The 15,753-nt window shown below is 70.0% G+C and carries 15 protein-coding genes and 1 riboswitch; of the genes, 7 read left to right on the forward strand and 8 right to left on the reverse strand.

Features of this window, described 5'->3' with window-relative positions; translation table 11 throughout:
• Positions 1-9 precede the first annotated feature (9 nt).
• Positions 10-128: riboswitch (TPP riboswitch) on the forward strand.
• The 4 genes from KCH87_RS23160 (at position 126) to KCH87_RS23175 (ending at position 4,701) form a co-directional block, all read left to right on the forward strand.
• Entirely contained in the window at positions 126-1,208 is a 1,083-nt protein-coding gene (locus tag KCH87_RS23160) for a thiamine ABC transporter substrate binding subunit (RefSeq protein ID WP_210588122.1), read from the forward strand. It overlaps the preceding riboswitch by 3 nt.
• Entirely contained in the window at positions 1,184-2,860 is a 1,677-nt protein-coding gene (locus KCH87_RS23165) for an iron ABC transporter permease (protein WP_210588123.1), read from the forward strand. Before KCH87_RS23160 ends, KCH87_RS23165 begins: the two co-directional genes overlap by 25 nt.
• Entirely contained in the window at positions 2,860-3,879 is a 1,020-nt protein-coding gene (locus KCH87_RS23170) for an ABC transporter ATP-binding protein (protein WP_210588124.1), read from the forward strand. The genes KCH87_RS23165 and KCH87_RS23170 overlap by 1 nt, the downstream gene beginning before the upstream one ends.
• A gap of 24 nt (positions 3,880-3,903) precedes the next feature.
• Positions 3,904-4,701, forward strand: a complete 798-nt coding sequence (locus KCH87_RS23175; protein ID WP_210588125.1) for a maleylpyruvate isomerase family mycothiol-dependent enzyme — start codon at positions 3,904-3,906, stop codon at positions 4,699-4,701.
• A gap of 56 nt (positions 4,702-4,757) precedes the next feature.
• Here the strand turns inward: KCH87_RS23175 and KCH87_RS23180 are convergent, their stop codons facing one another.
• The 7 genes from KCH87_RS23180 to KCH87_RS23210 form a co-directional block, all read right to left on the reverse strand.
• Positions 4,758-5,459 carry an LAETG motif-containing sortase-dependent surface protein gene (locus KCH87_RS23180; protein WP_210588126.1) on the reverse strand — a complete coding sequence of 234 codons (702 nt, stop codon included), beginning with the start codon at positions 5,457-5,459 and terminating at the stop codon, positions 4,758-4,760.
• 147 nt (positions 5,460-5,606) lie between these two features.
• Complete coding sequence (locus KCH87_RS23185) at positions 5,607-6,731, reverse strand: LOG family protein (RefSeq protein ID WP_210588127.1); 1,125 nt, start codon at positions 6,729-6,731, stop codon at positions 5,607-5,609.
• 128 nt (positions 6,732-6,859) lie between these two features.
• Complete coding sequence (locus KCH87_RS23190) at positions 6,860-7,267, reverse strand: VOC family protein (protein ID WP_210588157.1); 408 nt, start codon at positions 7,265-7,267, stop codon at positions 6,860-6,862.
• 107 nt (positions 7,268-7,374) lie between these two features.
• The gene (locus KCH87_RS23195) at positions 7,375-8,694 is read right to left on the reverse strand and encodes a hypothetical protein (RefSeq protein ID WP_210588128.1); all 1,320 of its coding nucleotides are present in this window, start codon (positions 8,692-8,694) and stop codon (positions 7,375-7,377) included.
• On the reverse strand, positions 8,676-9,416 hold the full coding sequence (locus KCH87_RS23200) for an ABC transporter ATP-binding protein (protein WP_210588129.1): 741 nt from the start codon (positions 9,414-9,416) through the stop codon (positions 8,676-8,678). The genes KCH87_RS23195 and KCH87_RS23200 overlap by 19 nt, the downstream gene beginning before the upstream one ends.
• A 182-nt stretch (positions 9,417-9,598) precedes the next feature.
• Entirely contained in the window at positions 9,599-10,963 is a 1,365-nt protein-coding gene (locus tag KCH87_RS23205) for an aspartate aminotransferase family protein (RefSeq protein ID WP_210588130.1), read from the reverse strand.
• A 19-nt stretch (positions 10,964-10,982) separates the two neighbouring features.
• On the reverse strand, positions 10,983-11,480 hold the full coding sequence (locus KCH87_RS23210) for an Lrp/AsnC family transcriptional regulator (protein WP_210588131.1): 498 nt from the start codon (positions 11,478-11,480) through the stop codon (positions 10,983-10,985).
• Positions 11,481-11,650: 170 nt separating this feature from the next.
• Between KCH87_RS23210 and KCH87_RS23215 the strand changes: the two genes are divergently transcribed.
• Positions 11,651-13,099, forward strand: a complete 1,449-nt coding sequence (locus tag KCH87_RS23215) for a gamma-aminobutyraldehyde dehydrogenase (RefSeq protein WP_210588132.1) — start codon at positions 11,651-11,653, stop codon at positions 13,097-13,099.
• A gap of 138 nt (positions 13,100-13,237) precedes the next feature.
• Here the strand turns inward: KCH87_RS23215 and KCH87_RS23220 are convergent, their stop codons facing one another.
• The gene (locus KCH87_RS23220) at positions 13,238-13,732 is read right to left on the reverse strand and encodes a hypothetical protein (protein WP_210588133.1); all 495 of its coding nucleotides are present in this window, start codon (positions 13,730-13,732) and stop codon (positions 13,238-13,240) included.
• Between the two features lie 118 nt (positions 13,733-13,850).
• Between KCH87_RS23220 and KCH87_RS23225 the strand changes: the two genes are divergently transcribed.
• Both KCH87_RS23225 and KCH87_RS23230 read left to right on the forward strand, forming a co-directional pair.
• A complete protein-coding gene (locus tag KCH87_RS23225) occupies positions 13,851-14,504 on the forward strand; it encodes a response regulator transcription factor (protein WP_210588134.1) in 654 nt (217 codons plus the stop codon).
• Positions 14,501-15,697 carry a cell wall metabolism sensor histidine kinase WalK gene (locus KCH87_RS23230; protein ID WP_210588135.1) on the forward strand — a complete coding sequence of 399 codons (1,197 nt, stop codon included), beginning with the start codon at positions 14,501-14,503 and terminating at the stop codon, positions 15,695-15,697. Before KCH87_RS23225 ends, KCH87_RS23230 begins: the two co-directional genes overlap by 4 nt.
• Positions 15,698-15,753: the final 56 nt, after the last annotated feature.

Consider the following 15,753-nt stretch of genomic DNA (forward strand, 5'->3'; position numbering starts at 1 on the left):
ATCCGACTCATTTTCCGACAGGGGAGCGCCACAGCGCTGAGAGTGCGGCCGCCGTAATTCCGGTGGGCCGCAGACCCTCTGAACCTCGCCCAGGTCATTCTGGGTAGGAAGTTCGGTCTTCACTCATGAGAACCACGAACAAGTACATAGTCATGGCCATCGGGCTGGGCCTCGTCACGCTGTCCGCGTGCGGATCGTCGTCCGGGCCGTCCGACTCCGGCGGCGACTCCAAGACCGTCACGCTCGTCAGCCACGACTCATGGGCCGTCTCGAAGAGCGTCATCGCCGATTTCGAGAAGGAGTCCGGCTACCAGGTCAAGGTCCTGGAGGACGGTGACGCCGGGCAGGCAGTCAACAAGGCGATCCTGACGAAGGACAACCCGCAGGGCGACGTCTTCTTCGGCGTCGACAACACCCTGCTCTCGCGGGCCCTCGACAACGGCCTCTTCCAGTCGTACGAGGCGAAGGACGCCGACCTGATCAAGCCCGAGTACCGGGTCGACGAGGACAAGCACCGCGTCACGCCCGTCGACACCGGCGACATCTGCGTCAACTACGACAAGGCGTACTTCAGCAAGCACAAGCTGACCCCGCCCACCTCCTTCGCCGACCTGATCAAGCCCGCGTACAAGAATCTGCTCGTCACCGAGAACGCCTCCACCTCCTCGCCCGGCCTCGGCTTCCTGCTCGGCAGCGCAGCCGAGTACGGCGACGACGGCTGGGAGGACTACTGGAAGAAGCTGAAGGCCAACGGCGTCAAGGTCGTCGACGGCTGGGAGCAGGCCTACAACGAGGAGTTCTCCGGTTCCGCCGGCGGCAAGAAGGCAAAGGCCGACCGGCCGCTCGTCGTCTCGTACGCCTCCTCGCCGCCCGCCGAGGTCATCTACGCGGACCCGAAGCCGACGACCGCACCGACCGGCGTCGCGACCGGCACCTGCTTCCGGCAGGTCGAGTACGCGGGGCTGCTGAGCAACGCGCAGAACACCGAGGGCGGCAAGGCGCTCCTCGACTTCATGCTCACCAAGACGTTCCAGGACGACATGCCGATGAACATGTTCGTCTACCCGGTACGTGAAGGCGCCCAGGTGCCCGAGGAGTTCACGAAGTACGGTCCGCAGGCCGCGGACCCCGAGACCATGGACCCGGCGAAGATCGCCGCCAACCGCGACCAGTGGGTCAAGTCGTGGACCTCACTCGTACTGAAGTAGCCCCCGAAGCAGCCTCCGTCCGCCGGAAGTACGCGGCGCGGCTCGCGCTCATGGCCGTGCCCGTCGCGTTCTTCGCGGTCTTCTTCGCCTATCCGGTCGCCGCGATCCTCGCGCGTGGGCTCCATGTCGACGGCGTCTGGCACTTCGGGCGGATCTGGGACGTGGTCGCACAGTCCGACATCCGGCACGTCCTGTGGTTCACCACCTGGCAGGCACTCGCCTCCACCGCGCTCACCCTGCTCATCGCACTGCCCGGCGCCTATGTCTTCGCCCGCTTCGACTTCCCGGGCAAGCAGGTCCTGCGGGCGATCGTCACCGTCCCCTTCGTGCTGCCGACAGTCGTCGTCGGCACGGCGTTCCTGGCGCTCGTGGGCCGCGGCGGGCTGCTGGACGAGCTGTGGGGCGTACGGCTTGACACGACCGTCTGGGCGATCCTGCTGGCGCACGTCTTCTTCAACTACGCGGTCGTCGTACGGACGGTCGGCGGGCTCTGGGGACAGCTCGACCCGCGACAGGAAGAGGCGGCGCGGATGCTCGGGGCGTCACGGCTGAACGCCTGGCGTCAGGTCACCCTCCCGGCCCTGGCACCGGCCGTGGCAGCAGCGACGCTGATGGTGTTCCTCTTCACCTTCACCTCCTTCGGCGTGGTGCAGATCCTCGGCGGACCGACGTTCTCGACGCTGGAGGTCGAGATCTACCGGCAGACCTCGGAGATCTTCGATCTGTCCACGGCCGCGGTGCTGACGATCATCCAGTTCCTCGCAGTCGGCGCGATCCTCGCCCTGCACGCCTGGACCGTACGGCGGCGGGAGACCGCGCTGCGCCTGGTGGACGCGTCGGTGACGGCCCGGCGACCGCGCGGGACGGGCCAGTGGGCGCTGCTGGCGGGCGTCCTCGCCTCCATCGTCGTACTTCTGCTGCTGCCGCTGGCCGTGCTGGTGCAACGGTCCTTCGACGCGCCCGACTTCGGCTACTACCGGGCGCTTACATCGTCCGACGGGGGCGTGTTCCTGGTGGCGCCGATCGAGGCGATCGGCAATTCGCTCCAGTACGCCGTCGTCGCCACCGTCATCGCCGTGGTGATCGGCGGTCTCGCCGCCGCCGCGCTCACCCGGCGGGACGCGGGCCGGTTCGTGCGCGGGTTCGACGCGCTGCTGATGCTGCCGCTCGGGGTGTCGGCGGTGACGGTCGGGTTCGGGTTTCTGATCGCGCTGGACGAGCCGCCGCTCGATCTACGGGCCTCCTGGATCCTGGTGCCGCTCGCGCAGGCGCTGGTCGGTGTGCCGTTCGTCGTACGGACCATGCTGCCCGTGCTGCGAGCCGTGGACGGGCGGCTCAGGGAGGCGGCGGCCGTGCTCGGTGCGTCGCCCTGGCGGGTGTGGCGTGAGGTCGATCTGCCGATGGTGCGACGGGCACTGCTGATCGCGGCCGGGTTCGCGTTCGCGGTGTCGCTGGGGGAGTTCGGGGCGACGGTGTTCATCGCGCGGCCCGACAACCCGACGCTGCCCGTCGCGGTGGCCAAGCTGCTCGGGCGGGCCGGCGAGCTCAACTACGGCCAGGCGATGGCCCTTTCGACGATTCTGATGGTGGTGTGCGCGGTGGCGTTGCTGGTGCTGGAGCGGCTGCGGACCGATCGGACGGGGGAGTTCTGATGCTGCTGAGCATCGACGAGGCGACCGTACGGTTCGGCGGTCGGGCCGTGCTCGACGCCGTCGGCCTGGGGGTCGCCGAGCACGAGATCGTGTGCGTGCTCGGGCCCAGCGGCAGCGGCAAGTCGACGCTGCTGCGTGCGGTGGCGGGACTGCAACCCCTCGACTCGGGGCGGGTGTTGCTCGACGGGCGCGATCAGTCGGGGGTGCCCGCGCACCAGCGTGGGGTCGGGCTGATGTTCCAGGACCATCAGCTGTTCCCGCAGCGCGACGCGGGCGGCAATGTGGCCTTCGGGTTGCGGATGCACGGCGCCTCGAAGGGCGAACAGGCGGAGCGGGTACGGGAGTTGCTCGATCTGGTCGGGCTGCCGGGTGCCGCCGGCCGTGCCGTCGCGTCCCTCTCCGGCGGGGAGCAGCAGCGGGTGGCGCTGGCCCGTGCGCTCGCGCCCCGGCCGCGGCTGCTGATGCTGGACGAGCCGCTCGGCCAGCTCGACCGGTCGCTGCGGGAGCGGCTTGTCGTCGAACTCCGGGAACTCTTCGGCCGGTTGGGCACCACCGTGCTCGCGGTCACGCACGACCAGGGCGAGGCCTTCGCGCTCGCCGACCGGGTCGTGGTGATGCGGGACGGGCGGATCGCACAGACCGGTACGCCCCTTGAGGTGTGGCAGCGGCCGGCGGACGAGTTCGTCGCCCGCTTCCTCGGCTTCGACAACGTGGTCGAGGGGACGGTCGTCGGGGAGGCCGCGGACACGCCGTGGGGGAAGCTGCCGGTGGGTGAGGGCGCCGCACAGGGGACGCGGACGCTGCTCGTACGGCCCGCCGGTGTGCGGCTGGTGTCCACCGACACGGGCCTGCGCTGCACGGTGACCGCACGCACCTTCAAGGGCACCCATGTCGCCGTACACCTTCAGCCGGAGGACGCACCGCGCCTCGAAGCTGCGTGTGCGCTGCGGGACGCGCCGGACGCCGGGGACGCGGTCGGGGTGGAGTTCGACGCGGCCGAAATCGTCGTGCTCGACTGACCGGGCCCCTCTAGGGTCAGGGGCATGACGCGACTCGCACATGACCGCTACTGCGACGAAATCGCCGACCAGGTGGGCCGGTTGAGGGCGGTGGTGGCATCCGGTGCCGACCTGTCCGCCATGGTGCCGACCTGTCCGGACTGGTCGCTGGAGTATCTCGTACGGCACATGGGCGGTGCCTTGCGCTGGGTCGAGCTGCTGGTGCGGACGCGGGCGCAGGAGGAGATCCCCGAGGACAAGGTGGAGCTGGCCCACGGCCCCGAGGCCAAGGGCGACCCCGCCGCGCTGGACGCCTGGCTCGCCGAGACCGGCGAGATGGTCCTCGCCGCGCTGCGCGAGGCCGGTCCTGACACGAAGGTGTGGGCGTGGGCCGGGATCCACACCTCCGGATTCTGGGCGCGCCGGATGACGCACGAACTCACCGTCCACCGCGCCGACGCCACCCTCGCCGCCGGACTGCCCTACGACGTCGCGCCGGAGGTGGCGGCCGACGCGATCGACGAGTGGCTGGAGATCATCGAGTTCGTGCAGCGGACGATGCCGCACGACGCGGCGACGGAGCTGCGCGGCCCCGGACGCAGCATCCATCTGCACGCCACCGACACCACGCCCGAGGTGAACGCCGAGTGGGTTATTGAGCTCGGCGAGGAGGGCGTCACCTGGCGCCGGGGCCATGAGAAGGCGACCGTCGCCCTGCGCGGCCGGCTGACCGACGTACTGCTCGCCTTCTACCGCCGACTGCCGCTGGACAGCCCGCGGTTGGAGGTCCTCGGCGAGCGGGAGCTGCTGGAGTTCTGGCTGGAGCGGGCGACGTTCGACTGACATGTGTGTGGCCCGCCCCGAGAGCGGGACGGGCCACAACGGTGGTGCCTGAGGCGTCAGCGGGTGCTGTTGGCCCCACGACGGCGGAAGCCGAAGTAGACGGCGCCGCCACCCAGGGCGACCAGCGCTGCCGCGATACCGGCGATGATGCCGGTGTTGGAGTTGGCGCCGGTCTCGGCGAGGTTGGAGTCACCGGCCGCGGGGGACGGGGCGCTGCTCGCGGTGTCCGCGGGCGGGGTGCTGTCGCTCTCCGAGGCCGACGGGGTCGGGGTGGGCGTGTCGGACTCGGCCGGGGTGGAGGGGGTCTCCGACGGCGTCGGGGTGGCCGGCGGGGTCGGGTTCTCCTCCTTCTTGCAGGCCGTGGCCGGGGTCACCAGGTTGGGCTTGATGTCCTCGTCCACGTAGGGCGCGGCGTTGACGTGGATGCGGTACTCGGCGCTCGGCTTCCAGTTCTCCTCGAAGGTGATGGTCACGCCCTCGCGTGAGCCCTTGACCACCTGCTCGCCGACCTTCTTGAGGTCGGCGCCGTTGTTCTGCAGGTACACGGTGACGGTCGCCGGCACACCGGCGGGGTCCACGTCGGTGACGCTGATGACACCCTTGTCGCCGTCGCACTTGGCGGCGGCCGAGAACTCATTGATGTTGCAGGCGAGGGCGTTGCCGGCGGCACCGAGCGCAAGCGCGGCCGAGGCGGAGGCGACACCGAGGATGCGCACGGAGCGTGCGACGGTACGGCGGGAAAGGGGCAGGACTGCCACGTTTGTCCTTCACAAAAAGCGCAAATGCGGGGGGCTGAGGGGGTGTTGATGGGACACCAACATTCCCAGGAGTCTCACAGGTCTATAAGTGCCGCGTAAGCACTGTCAACGCATATGCACAGCGAAGGCCTTGGCTTTGCCCTCTTATTAACCGCCGACGCGTTTCAACGCAGCCGGAGCCTCCTCGATTCGGTCGACCAGGGCAATTCGGGCCTCCATCGAACGGTCCCGGGCGAGCGCCTGGAGCAGCGGCCAGGTCGGCAACTTTTCCGTCCAGTGCGCCCGGTTCACCAGGACCATGGGTGTGGGCTCGCCCCGCGACTCGTAGTAGTTCGGCGTCGCGTTGTCGAATATCTCCTGTACGGTGCCGGCGGCCCCCGGCAGGAAGACGACGCCCGCGGTGGAGCGGGCCAGCAGGCCGTCCTCGCGGGTGGCGTTGGCGAAGTACTTGGCTATGTGCGCGGCGAACGCGTTCGGCGGCTCGTGGCCGTAGAACCAGGTCGGGATGCCGACCGAAGGGCCGCCCTGAGGCCAGCGCTCACGGACCTCGAACGCGGCGCGCGCCCAGTCGGTGATCGACGGGACGAACTTCGGGGATTTGGCGAGGAGTTGGAGCGCCTCGGTGAGCATGCCGTCGCCGTACGGCGCCGCGTACGCACCCAGGTTCGCCGCCTCCATGGCACCCGGCCCGCCGCCGGTGGCGACCGTGAAACCGGCCCGGGCCAGCTCACGGCCGAGGCGGGCGGCATCGCCGTACTCCTCCGTGCCGCGCGCCATGGCGTGCCCGCCCATGACGCCGACCACCCGGGCGCCGACGAGGAGTTCGTCGAGGGCGTCCGAGACGGCGTCGTCGTGGATCGAGCGCAGCATGGAGGAGAAGATGTCGCCGTCCGACTTGGTCTGCTGGAACCAGGTGTACGCGCGGGCGTCCGGGGTCGCCTCATAGCCCTCGTCGAGGGCGGCGAACAGCTCGTCGGGCGAGTAGACGAAGCCGCGGTACGGGTCGAAGGGGAGACCCGGGACCGGCGGGAAGACCAGGGCCCCGGAGACGCGCACATGGGCGGCGGCCCCGGGGTCCATCGGGCAGCCGAGGAAGACGGAGCCCGTGGCGTCCACGGTCAGCAGGACGTCCGTACGGTCCGTCAGGTCGACGGCCTGGACACGGTGATGGGCGAGTGAGCCGACCGCTGCGATCACCTCGTCGAACTCGGCGAGGGACTCGATCTCACGGTCGTGGGAGCCGTCGAACGGCTGGGCGGGGGTCGAGTGCACGAGTCTATGCTAGGGGCTGGGCGGGAAGGGTGGTCTTTCGGCTGCGGGTCCGTTGTGGCTGGTCGCGCCCACGCGGCGGAGCCGCATATAGATACAGCCCCGCGCCCCTTTAGGGCGTTGCCCCTAGGTCAGCCTTCTATCGCCGACGGGTCCATCCACACGACCTCCCAGTGGTGGCCGTCGAGGTCGTCGAAGCCGCGGCCGTACATGAAGCCGTGGTCCTGGACCTGCTCCGATGCCGTGCCGCCCGCGGCGACCGCCTTCTCGACCAGTTCGTCGACCTTCTCGCGGCTCTCGGCGCTCAGGCAGATCGCCACCTCGTTGGTCTTCGTGGCGTCCGCGATCTCCTTGTTCGTGAAGGTCGAGTAGAACGGCTTGGTGAGCATCATCGCGACGATGGTGTCGCTGATCACGACCGATGCCGCGTTCTCGTCGGTGAACTGTGCGTTGATCGAGTAACCCAGCTCCGTGAAGAACTTCTTCGACGCGTCGAGGTCGTTCACGGGCAGGTTCACGAAGATCATCTGCTGGTACATCGAGGTCTCTCCCATCGGGTTCGTGTCGTTGCGTTTGGTAGACCCGAGGATGGCGCGGAACTCATCGCCGTGCGGAGACCTTTTTCGTACGTCTTCTCGTACGAGGTTCAGTGGGCCATCGGCAGGGCCGCCAGCTCGGCGACGATCAGGGTGAGCGGGCCGAACAGGGCCAGCAGGGCGCCGGCGCGGAGGGCGGCGGCGCTGCGGAGCATGGCGGCGGGGGCACCGAGGCGCACGAGGGCGGCGGTGGTGTCGGCACGGGCCTGCTTCGCCTCTACGGCGGCGGTGAGGAGGGTGGCCGCCGCGCAGCCGACGACCACCAGTGTGCCGAGGGTGGTGAGGGAGCCGAGGGGTTGGACGTCGGTGTCGTGGACGAGAGCCGACGTGTACGCCGCCGAGGCGACCGCGCAGGCGACGCCCAGGGGGCGGCCGATGCGGGCGGACTCCTCCATGAGGATGCGGCCCGCGAGGAGGCGGAGAGCGCCGGGGTGGAGGGACTGGAGGAGGCGGCCGCAGAGGTGGGTCAGGCCGGGGGAGGCGAGGGTGAGCCCCAGGGCGGTGAGGGCCCAGCCGGCGAGCGTGCCGGGGGATGTGGTGTCCGCGGTGCGGCTCGCGTAGGCCTCCACGGTGAGGCCTGCGGTGAGGACGGTGATGCCCCAGGGGAGACCGCGGGGCGCTTCGCGAGGGGCCGGGAGTTCGAGGTGGGGGTCGGGTTCGTGGACGTCGGCCGGTGGGGTGTCCGGGGTTGCCGCAGAGAGGTCGGTCGTGCTGCCCGCGGCCTCACGATTGTCCGCGGACTTTCGTCCCATGTGCGTGCCGAATCGTCCGTACGCTCCGAACGTCTCCCGTGCCGCCGCCAATCCGTACGCGCCGAAGCGGCCGTAACTCCTGCGGGCCCCGTGCTGCGCGGGCCTGCGCGGGTCTTTCGGGCGTAGTACCAGGGCCGTGGCGAGGGACGCCGCTGCCGGTACCAGGGCGAGCAGCGTCAGGGTCGCCGGGAGGGGGAGTTGCTGTTCCGCCGCCAGGAACTCCGTGGCCGCGCCGTCGAACGGCATGCCGGTGAGGTCTCCCCGCAGGTGGAGGAAGACCAGGAGGGCGAGCAGGGAGCCGAGTGTGGTGGCGAAAGCGGTCGTGACGGCGGAGACGACCATCAGGCGGCCGGGGCCGAGGCCGATGGCGGACAGGCCCGGGCGGGGTTTGGTCGCCGGGTCGGTGCGGGCCACCGCCACGGCGAAGTAGACGGTGGTGGCCAGGGGGGCCGCGCACCAGGCCAGGCGAAGGGTCGACGCGGCAGGCTCCTGGTGGGACAGCGCGTGGCCCAGGGCGGAGAGAAGCAGGAAGCCCGTCGCTGCCGAGGCCGCGGCCACCGAGAGACGGCGCAGCAGTACGGCGGGCCGGCCGACGCGGGTCAGACGGAGAGCGAGCACGCGGCCCGGCCTTCCGACTCGGTGACCGGGGGCAGATGCACGGTGGTCACGCGCCGGCCGTCCAGGAGGGAGAGCGTGCGGTCCGCGACCGCCGCCGTTTCCGCGTCGTGTGTCGCCAGGATCACCGTGATGCCGTGCGAGCGTGCCGCCGTGGTGAGCGTGCGCAGGATGTGGCCGCGGTCGGCGCGGTGAAGAGGGGCCGTCGGCTCGTCCGCGAACAGGACCGTGGGGGTCGGGGCCAGTGCCCTGGCGATCGAGACGCGCTGGCGTTCCGCCTGGACCAGTTCGTGCGGGCGCTTGCGGGCGCGGTCCCCGATGTCCAGGCGCTCCAGCCACTCCATCGCCGCCACCTTGGCGCGACGGCGGCTGGTGCCGCGGAGCATCAGGGGCAGGGCGGCGTTCTCCCAGGCGTTGAGTTCGGGGACGAGGAGCGGGGCCGGGTCGATCCAGGCGAAGCGGTCGCGGCGCAGCCGTTCGCGGGGGACGGGGCCCATGGTGTGCACCGGCACGCTGTTGAACCAGACCTCGCCGCGCAGCGGTCGTACCAGGCCGGACAGACATCTCAGCAGCGTGGTCTTGCCGCTCCCGCGGGGGCCGTTGACCGCGACGATCTCGCCCTCCTGGACGTGGAGCGAGACGCCGCCGAGCGCGGGCGAGCCGTCCTCGTGCCGAAAGTGCAGGGAGCGTGCCCAGAGCACGTCGTTGTCCGGCGGGGCCACCATGGGCGTACACCTCGTTCAGATCCGTAGTTCCCGGTGCCGTTCCCCCTTGCGGGGGAACGACGGCAGGGCCGATCGGCTACAAGGCACGCTAGGGATCCGGGGCAGGAACGCCGGACAGCACGCGGCCCGGGTGCACCCATGCCACTCGTTCGGGTGCACCCGGGCCACCGGGCCGTTGGAAGCTACAGCTTGGTCCACGCCTCCGTGAGCGTCGCGCGCAGGATCTGCTCGATCTCGTCGAAGGTCTCCTGGTTGGAGATCAGCGGCGGGGCGAGCTGGACGACCGGGTCGCCGCGGTCGTCGGCACGGCAGTACAGGCCGTTGTCGTAGAGCGCCTTGGAGAGGAAGCCGTACAGGACGCGCTCGGTCTCCTCGTCGTTGAAGGACTCCCTGGTGGCCTTGTCCTTGACGAGTTCGATGCCGTAGAAGAAGCCGTTGCCGCGTACGTCGCCGACGATCGGCAGGTCGTACAGCTTCTCCAGGGTCGCGCGGAAGGCGCCCTCGTTGTCGAGGACGTGCTGGTTGAGGCCTTCGCGCTCGAAGAGGTCGAGGTTGGCGAGGCCCACCGCGGCCGACACCGGGTGGCCGCCGAAGGTGTAGCCGTGCAGGAAGGTGTTGTCGCCCTTGTAGAACGGCTCGGCCAGCCGGTCGGAGATGATGCAGGCGCCGATCGGGGAGTAGCCCGAGGTCATGCCCTTGGCACAGGTGATCATGTCCGGGACGTAGTCGAACTTGTCGCAGGCGAACGTCGTGCCCAGCCGGCCGAAGGCGCAGATGACCTCGTCCGAGACCAGCAGTACGTCGTACTGGTCGCAGATCTCGCGGACGCGCTGGAAGTAGCCGGGCGGGGGCGGGAAGCAGCCGCCCGCGTTCTGCACCGGCTCCAGGAAGACGGCCGCGACCGTCTCCGGGCCCTCGAAGAGGATCTGCTGCTCGATCTGGTCGGCGGCCCAGCGGCCGAAGGCCTCGGGGTCGTCACCGAAGAGCGGGGCGCGGTAGATGTTGGTGTTCGGGACCTTGTGCGCGCCCGGGACGAGGGGCTCGAACGGGGCCTTCAGGGCCGGGAGGCCCGTGATGGACAGGGCGCCCTGCGGGGTGCCGTGGTAGGCGACCGCGCGGGAGATCACCTTGTACTTGGTGGGCTTGCCGGTGAGCTTGAAGTACTGCTTGGCGAGCTTCCAGGCGGTCTCGACCGCCTCGCCGCCACCGGTGGTGAAGAAGACCTTGTTCAGGTCGCCGGGCGCGTGCTGCGCCAGGCGCTCCGCGAGCTCGACGGCCTTCGGGTGGGCGTAGGACCACACCGGGAAGAACGCCAGATCCTGCGCCTGCTTGAAGGCGGCCTCGGCGAGTTCCGTGCGGCCGTGACCGGCCTGGACCACGAACAGACCCGCGAGACCGTCGAGGTAACGCTTGCCCTTGTCGTCGTAGATGTAGGTGCCCTCGCCCCGGACGATGGTCGGGACGGGGGAGTTCTCGTACGAGGACATGCGGGTGAAGTGCATCCACAGGTGGTCGTACGCGGTCTGGCTGAGGTCCTTGGTGCTCACGGTTATCGGGTCCTCACGGTTATCGGGTTCCCCACATGTAGGTCTGCTTCTTGAGCTTCAGATAGACGAAGCTCTCGGTGGAGCGCACTCCGGGGATGGCCCGGATGCGTTTGTTGATGACGTCCAGCAAGTGGTCGTCGTCCTCGCAGACGACTTCCACCATCAGGTCGAAGGAGCCTGCTGTCATCACCACGTACTCGCATTCGGACATGGCGGTCAGTGCGTCGGCCACGGACTCCACGTCGCCCTCGACATGGATGCCGACCATCGCCTGCCGCCGGAAGCCCACGGTGAGCGGGTCCGTGACGGCGACGATCTGCATCACGCCCTGGTCGAGCAGCTTCTGGACGCGCTGCCGCACGGCCGCCTCGGAGAGGCCGACGGCCTTGCCGATGGCGGCGTACGGCCGGCGGCCGTCCTCCTGGAGCTGTTCGATGATGGCGAGGGAGACGGCATCCAGCTGGGGATTGCCGTTCCGCTGATCTGCGCTTCGACTGGCCACGGCCTCACTGTGCACGACGTCTCGACAGTTCCGCAAGGCCGGAGCGATGAAATTCGTTGTTTACGTGGCCGAGACTTGCGGATTTCGCAGGAATGGCGCGATCGGGGGTGTTGAAAACGTCGGCGCGCGGATTAGGGTGGGTGTCTCAGTCAATGGACAGTTCGACCCGACACAGGAGGCCGGCAGTGAGCACCGAGCTGCGTGGGCTGCGCACACTACGGAATTACATCGCCGGTGAGTTCCGGGACGCCGCCGACGGACGGACCACCGAGGTGGTCAACCCCGCGACGGGCGAGGCGTACGCGACCGCGCCGCTGTCCGGGCAGGCGGATGTCGATAGCGCGATGGCGGCCGCCGCCGCGGCCTTCCCGGCCTGGCGCGACACCACCCCGTCCGAGCGGCAGAAGGCCCTCCTGAAGATCGCGGACGCGTTCGAGGAGCGCGCCGAGGACCTCATCGCGGCCGAGGTGGAGAACACCGGCAAGCCGATCGGGCTCACGCGGTCCGAGGAGATCCCGCCGATGGTCGACCAGATCCGGTTCTTCGCCGGTGCGGCGCGGATGCTGGAGGGCCGCTCCGCCGGTGAGTACATGGAGGGGCTGACCTCGATCGTCCGCCGTGAGCCGGTCGGCGTCTGCGCGCAGGTCGCGCCGTGGAACTACCCGATGATGATGGCCGTGTGGAAGTTCGCCCCGGCGATCGCGGCCGGCAACACGGTCGTGCTGAAGCCGTCGGACACCACCCCGGCCTCCACCGTCCTGATGGCCGAGATCATGGGCGGGATCCTGCCCAAGGGCGTCTTCAACGTCATCGCCGGCGACCGTGACACCGGCCGCCTGATGGTCGAGCACCCGACCCCGGCCATGGCGTCCATCACCGGCTCGGTGCGGGCGGGCATGTCGGTCGCCGAGTCCGCGTCCAAGGACCTCAAGCGGGTCCACCTGGAGCTGGGCGGCAAGGCGCCGGTCGTCGTCTTCGACGACACCGACATCGCCAAGGCCGTCGAGGACATCTCGGTCGCGGGCTTCTTCAACGCCGGGCAGGACTGTACGGCGGCCTGCCGCGTCCTCGTCCACGAGGCGATCCACGACGAGTTCGTCACCGCGCTCGCGAAGGCCGCCGCCGACACGAAGACGGGCCAGCCGGATGACGAGGATGTGCTGTACGGGCCGCTCAACAACCCCAACCAGCTGGAGCAGGTGAGCGGGTTCATCGAGCGGCTGCCGGCGCACGCGCGCGTGGAGGCCGGTGGCAAGCGGGTCGGCGACAAGGGGTACTTCTTCGCGCCGACCGTCGTCTCCGGGGTCAAGCAGGACGACGAGATCATCCAGAAGGAGGTCTTCGGGCCGGTCATCACCGTTCAGTCCTTCGCCGACGAGGCGCAGGCCGTCGAGTGGGCGAACGGTGTCGAGTACGCGCTCGCGTCGTCCGTGTGGACGAAGGATCACGCGCGTGCGATGCGGCTGTCGAAGGCGCTCGACTTCGGGTGTGTGTGGATCAACACGCATATTCCGCTGGTCGCCGAGATGCCGCACGGTGGGTTCAAGAAGTCCGGGTACGGCAAGGACCTTTCGGCGTACGGGTTCGATGACTACACGCGGATCAAGCACGTGATGACGTCCCTGGACGGGTGACGCTTCGCTGAGGGGGCGGATTTCGGCTGCGGGTCCGCTGTGGCTGGTCGCGCAGTTCCCCGCGCCCCTGAGGGCGTTGCGGCCCCGGACGTTGCAAGTGCCGTCCGGGGCCGCTTCCTTCCCCCCTCCGCGGTGGTCTCAGGCCCTGCTGGTGGTCAGTGAGGGCAGTTCGTCCTTGTCCGGGCGGCCTGGGAGTTCAGGCAGGTCCGGCGGGCGTACCCCGTCCGGGGCCGACGGGATCGTGATGCCCACCTCCTTCAGGATCGGGGCGCACTTCTTGATGGCTTTGCGGTACGCCTTGCTCCGCAGGTCCGCCTCGTCGCCCTTGTCGACCTTCATCTGTACGCGGAGGCCGATCCCGCCGTCCTCGTTCTTCTCCGCGTGGAAGTCGGGGAAGACGGTCTGGCCTTGGGCGCGCATACAGGCGGCGAAGTCGTCGTTGGCCTCGTTGACGTCGTCCGGGGCGTTCTCGGTCGGCTCGTATCCCATCGCGATGCCCGGTCGCGCGCGGGGCGGGACGTCCGTCGAGTCGGATGCGGCGGCCGTCGACGCGCTGACCGTGCCGAGGGTGACGGCCGTGATCGCGGCCAGGGCCAGGGCGAGTCGCCGTGGCCGGGGCGCCAGTACGGGCATGTGGTCCTCCAGTCGGTGCCGTGAGTGCTTACGGCGTCCAGGCAACCGCCCACCCGGTTACGGCACGGGAACGGCCGCCCTTATCGCGGTGTAACCCCCGCGCGGCCACACTGACCGCATGCGTGTGCTGGTGGTCGAGGACCACGAAGAACTCGCCGAGACGGTCGCCGCGGGCCTGCGCCGGGAGGGGATGGCCGTCGACCTGGCCTTCGACGGACCGACGGCGCTGGAGCGGGTCGAGGTCAACGGCTACGACGTCGTCGTACTGGACCGCGATCTGCCCGGCGTCCACGGGGACCAGGTGTGCCGGACGCTCGCCGAGGGCGGCAGCCGGGCGCGGGTGCTGATGCTGACGGCGTCGGGGACGGTGGCCGACCGGGTCGCGGGGCTGGGTCTCGGCGCCGACGACTATCTGCCGAAGCCCTTCGCGTTCACCGAACTCGTCGCTCGGATACGGGCGTTGGGGCGCCGTGCGCAGCCCGCGCTGCCGCCGGTGCTGGTCCACGGGGAGCTGCGGCTCGACCCGGCCCGCAGGGTCGCCACCCGGGACGGGGCGGGACTGCCCCTCAGCCCCAAGGAGTTCGCCGTACTCGAACTTCTCATGGCCGCCGGGGGTGGCGTCGTCTCCGCCGAGGAACTCCTCGAACGGGCCTGGGACGAGGCCGCCGACCCCTTCAGCCAGACCGTGAAGGTGACGATGAGCCGACTGCGGCGCAAGCTGGGGGAGCCGGCGCTGATCGAGACGGTCGAGCGGGCGGGGTACCGGCTGTGAGGCCCCGGGTCCTGCGTGTCCGGGGACCGCACAGCGTCCGCTGGCGGCTCACCCTCCTCTACAGCGCCCTGTTCGCGATCGCCGGGGCCGTGCTGTTGGCCTTCACCTACCTCCTCGTCGCGAACAGCGAGCCGTCCCTCACCGGCGGCGACTCGCGGGTGGTCAAGGGCAGCGACGGTGCACCGGCCATCGCGTCGTTCGTCGAACAACGGCTCTCGGTGCTGCGCTCCGAGCAACTGCACCAGCTGCTCATCGAGTCGGTCGTGGCGCTGGCGGTGATGACCGTGGTGTCGGTGGCGCTCGGGTGGCTGATGGCGGGGCGGGTGCTGGCGCCGCTGCGCACCATGACCGCGGCCGCCCGCCGTATCTCCGCCGACAATCTGCATGAGCGGCTCGCGGTGCCCGGACCCGACGACGAGCTGAAGGCGATGGCGGACACCATCGACGACGTACTCGCCCGGCTGGAGGGCGCGTTCGAGGCGCAGCGGCAGTTCGTCGCCAACGCCTCGCACGAGCTGCGCACCCCGCTCACGCTCCAGCAGGCCATCGTGGACGTCGCCCTCGCCGATCCCGACGCGTCGGTGGACACCCTGCGGGCCGCGCTGCTCAGGTCCCGGGCGGCGGGTCAGGAACAGGAGCGGCTGATCGATGCGCTGCTGACCCTGGCTCGAAGTCAACAGGGCCTGGAACGGCGGGAGTTCGTGGATCTGACGGCGATCGTGCGGGAGCGGCTGCCGGATACCGGGCCCCGGGTCGAGGCGCGGCTCGACCCGGCGCCGGTGTTCGGCGATCCGCAGCTGATCGAGCGGCTGGTGGTCAACCTCACCGACAACGCCGTACGGCACAACCTCCCGCCGGGTGAGGGCGGCTGGGTGAGTGTGTCGACGGGCGTGGATGGATCGGGGAGGCCGGGGCTGCGGATCGAGAACAGCGGTCCGGTGATCCCGGCCGACCAGGCGGCGGGGCTTTTCCAGCCGTTCCGGCGGTTGGGGCCGGAGCGGGTGCGCAGACGGGACGGACTGGGCCTCGGTATGTCGATCGTGGCGGCGGTGGTCGCCGCGCACGGCGGCCGGGTGCTGGCCCGGACGCGTCCCCAGGGCGGGCTGACCGTGGAGGTGACGCTGCCCGCTCCGATACCGGCGCCGTACGTCACGAACGTACAAAGGGAGCGACAAGGTGTCGGGTCCGGCTGATCAGGCTCGACGCAGCGTCCATTGTCCCGGCACAGTCGGGAGGAGCATGCTGCGCC

This window comes from Streptomyces sp. GESEQ-35 (assembly GCF_017948485.1).
In the GTDB taxonomy this organism is placed as follows: Bacteria; Actinomycetota; Actinomycetes; order Streptomycetales; family Streptomycetaceae; genus Streptomyces.

Coding starts and splice junctions, on each gene's coding strand:
- KCH87_RS23160 (WP_210588122.1), top strand. CDS start 126: ATGAGAACCACGAACAAGTACATAGTCATGGCCATCGGGCTGGGCCTC.
- KCH87_RS23170 (WP_210588124.1), top strand. CDS start 2,860: ATGCTGCTGAGCATCGACGAGGCGACCGTACGGTTCGGCGGTCGGGCC.
- KCH87_RS23175 (WP_210588125.1), top strand. CDS start 3,904: ATGACGCGACTCGCACATGACCGCTACTGCGACGAAATCGCCGACCAG.
- KCH87_RS23190 (WP_210588157.1), bottom strand. CDS start 7,267: ATGTACCAGCAGATGATCTTCGTGAACCTGCCCGTGAACGACCTCGAC.
- KCH87_RS23200 (WP_210588129.1), bottom strand. CDS start 9,416: ATGGTGGCCCCGCCGGACAACGACGTGCTCTGGGCACGCTCCCTGCAC.
- KCH87_RS23220 (WP_210588133.1), bottom strand. CDS start 13,732: ATGCCCGTACTGGCGCCCCGGCCACGGCGACTCGCCCTGGCCCTGGCC.
- KCH87_RS23225 (WP_210588134.1), top strand. CDS start 13,851: ATGCGTGTGCTGGTGGTCGAGGACCACGAAGAACTCGCCGAGACGGTC.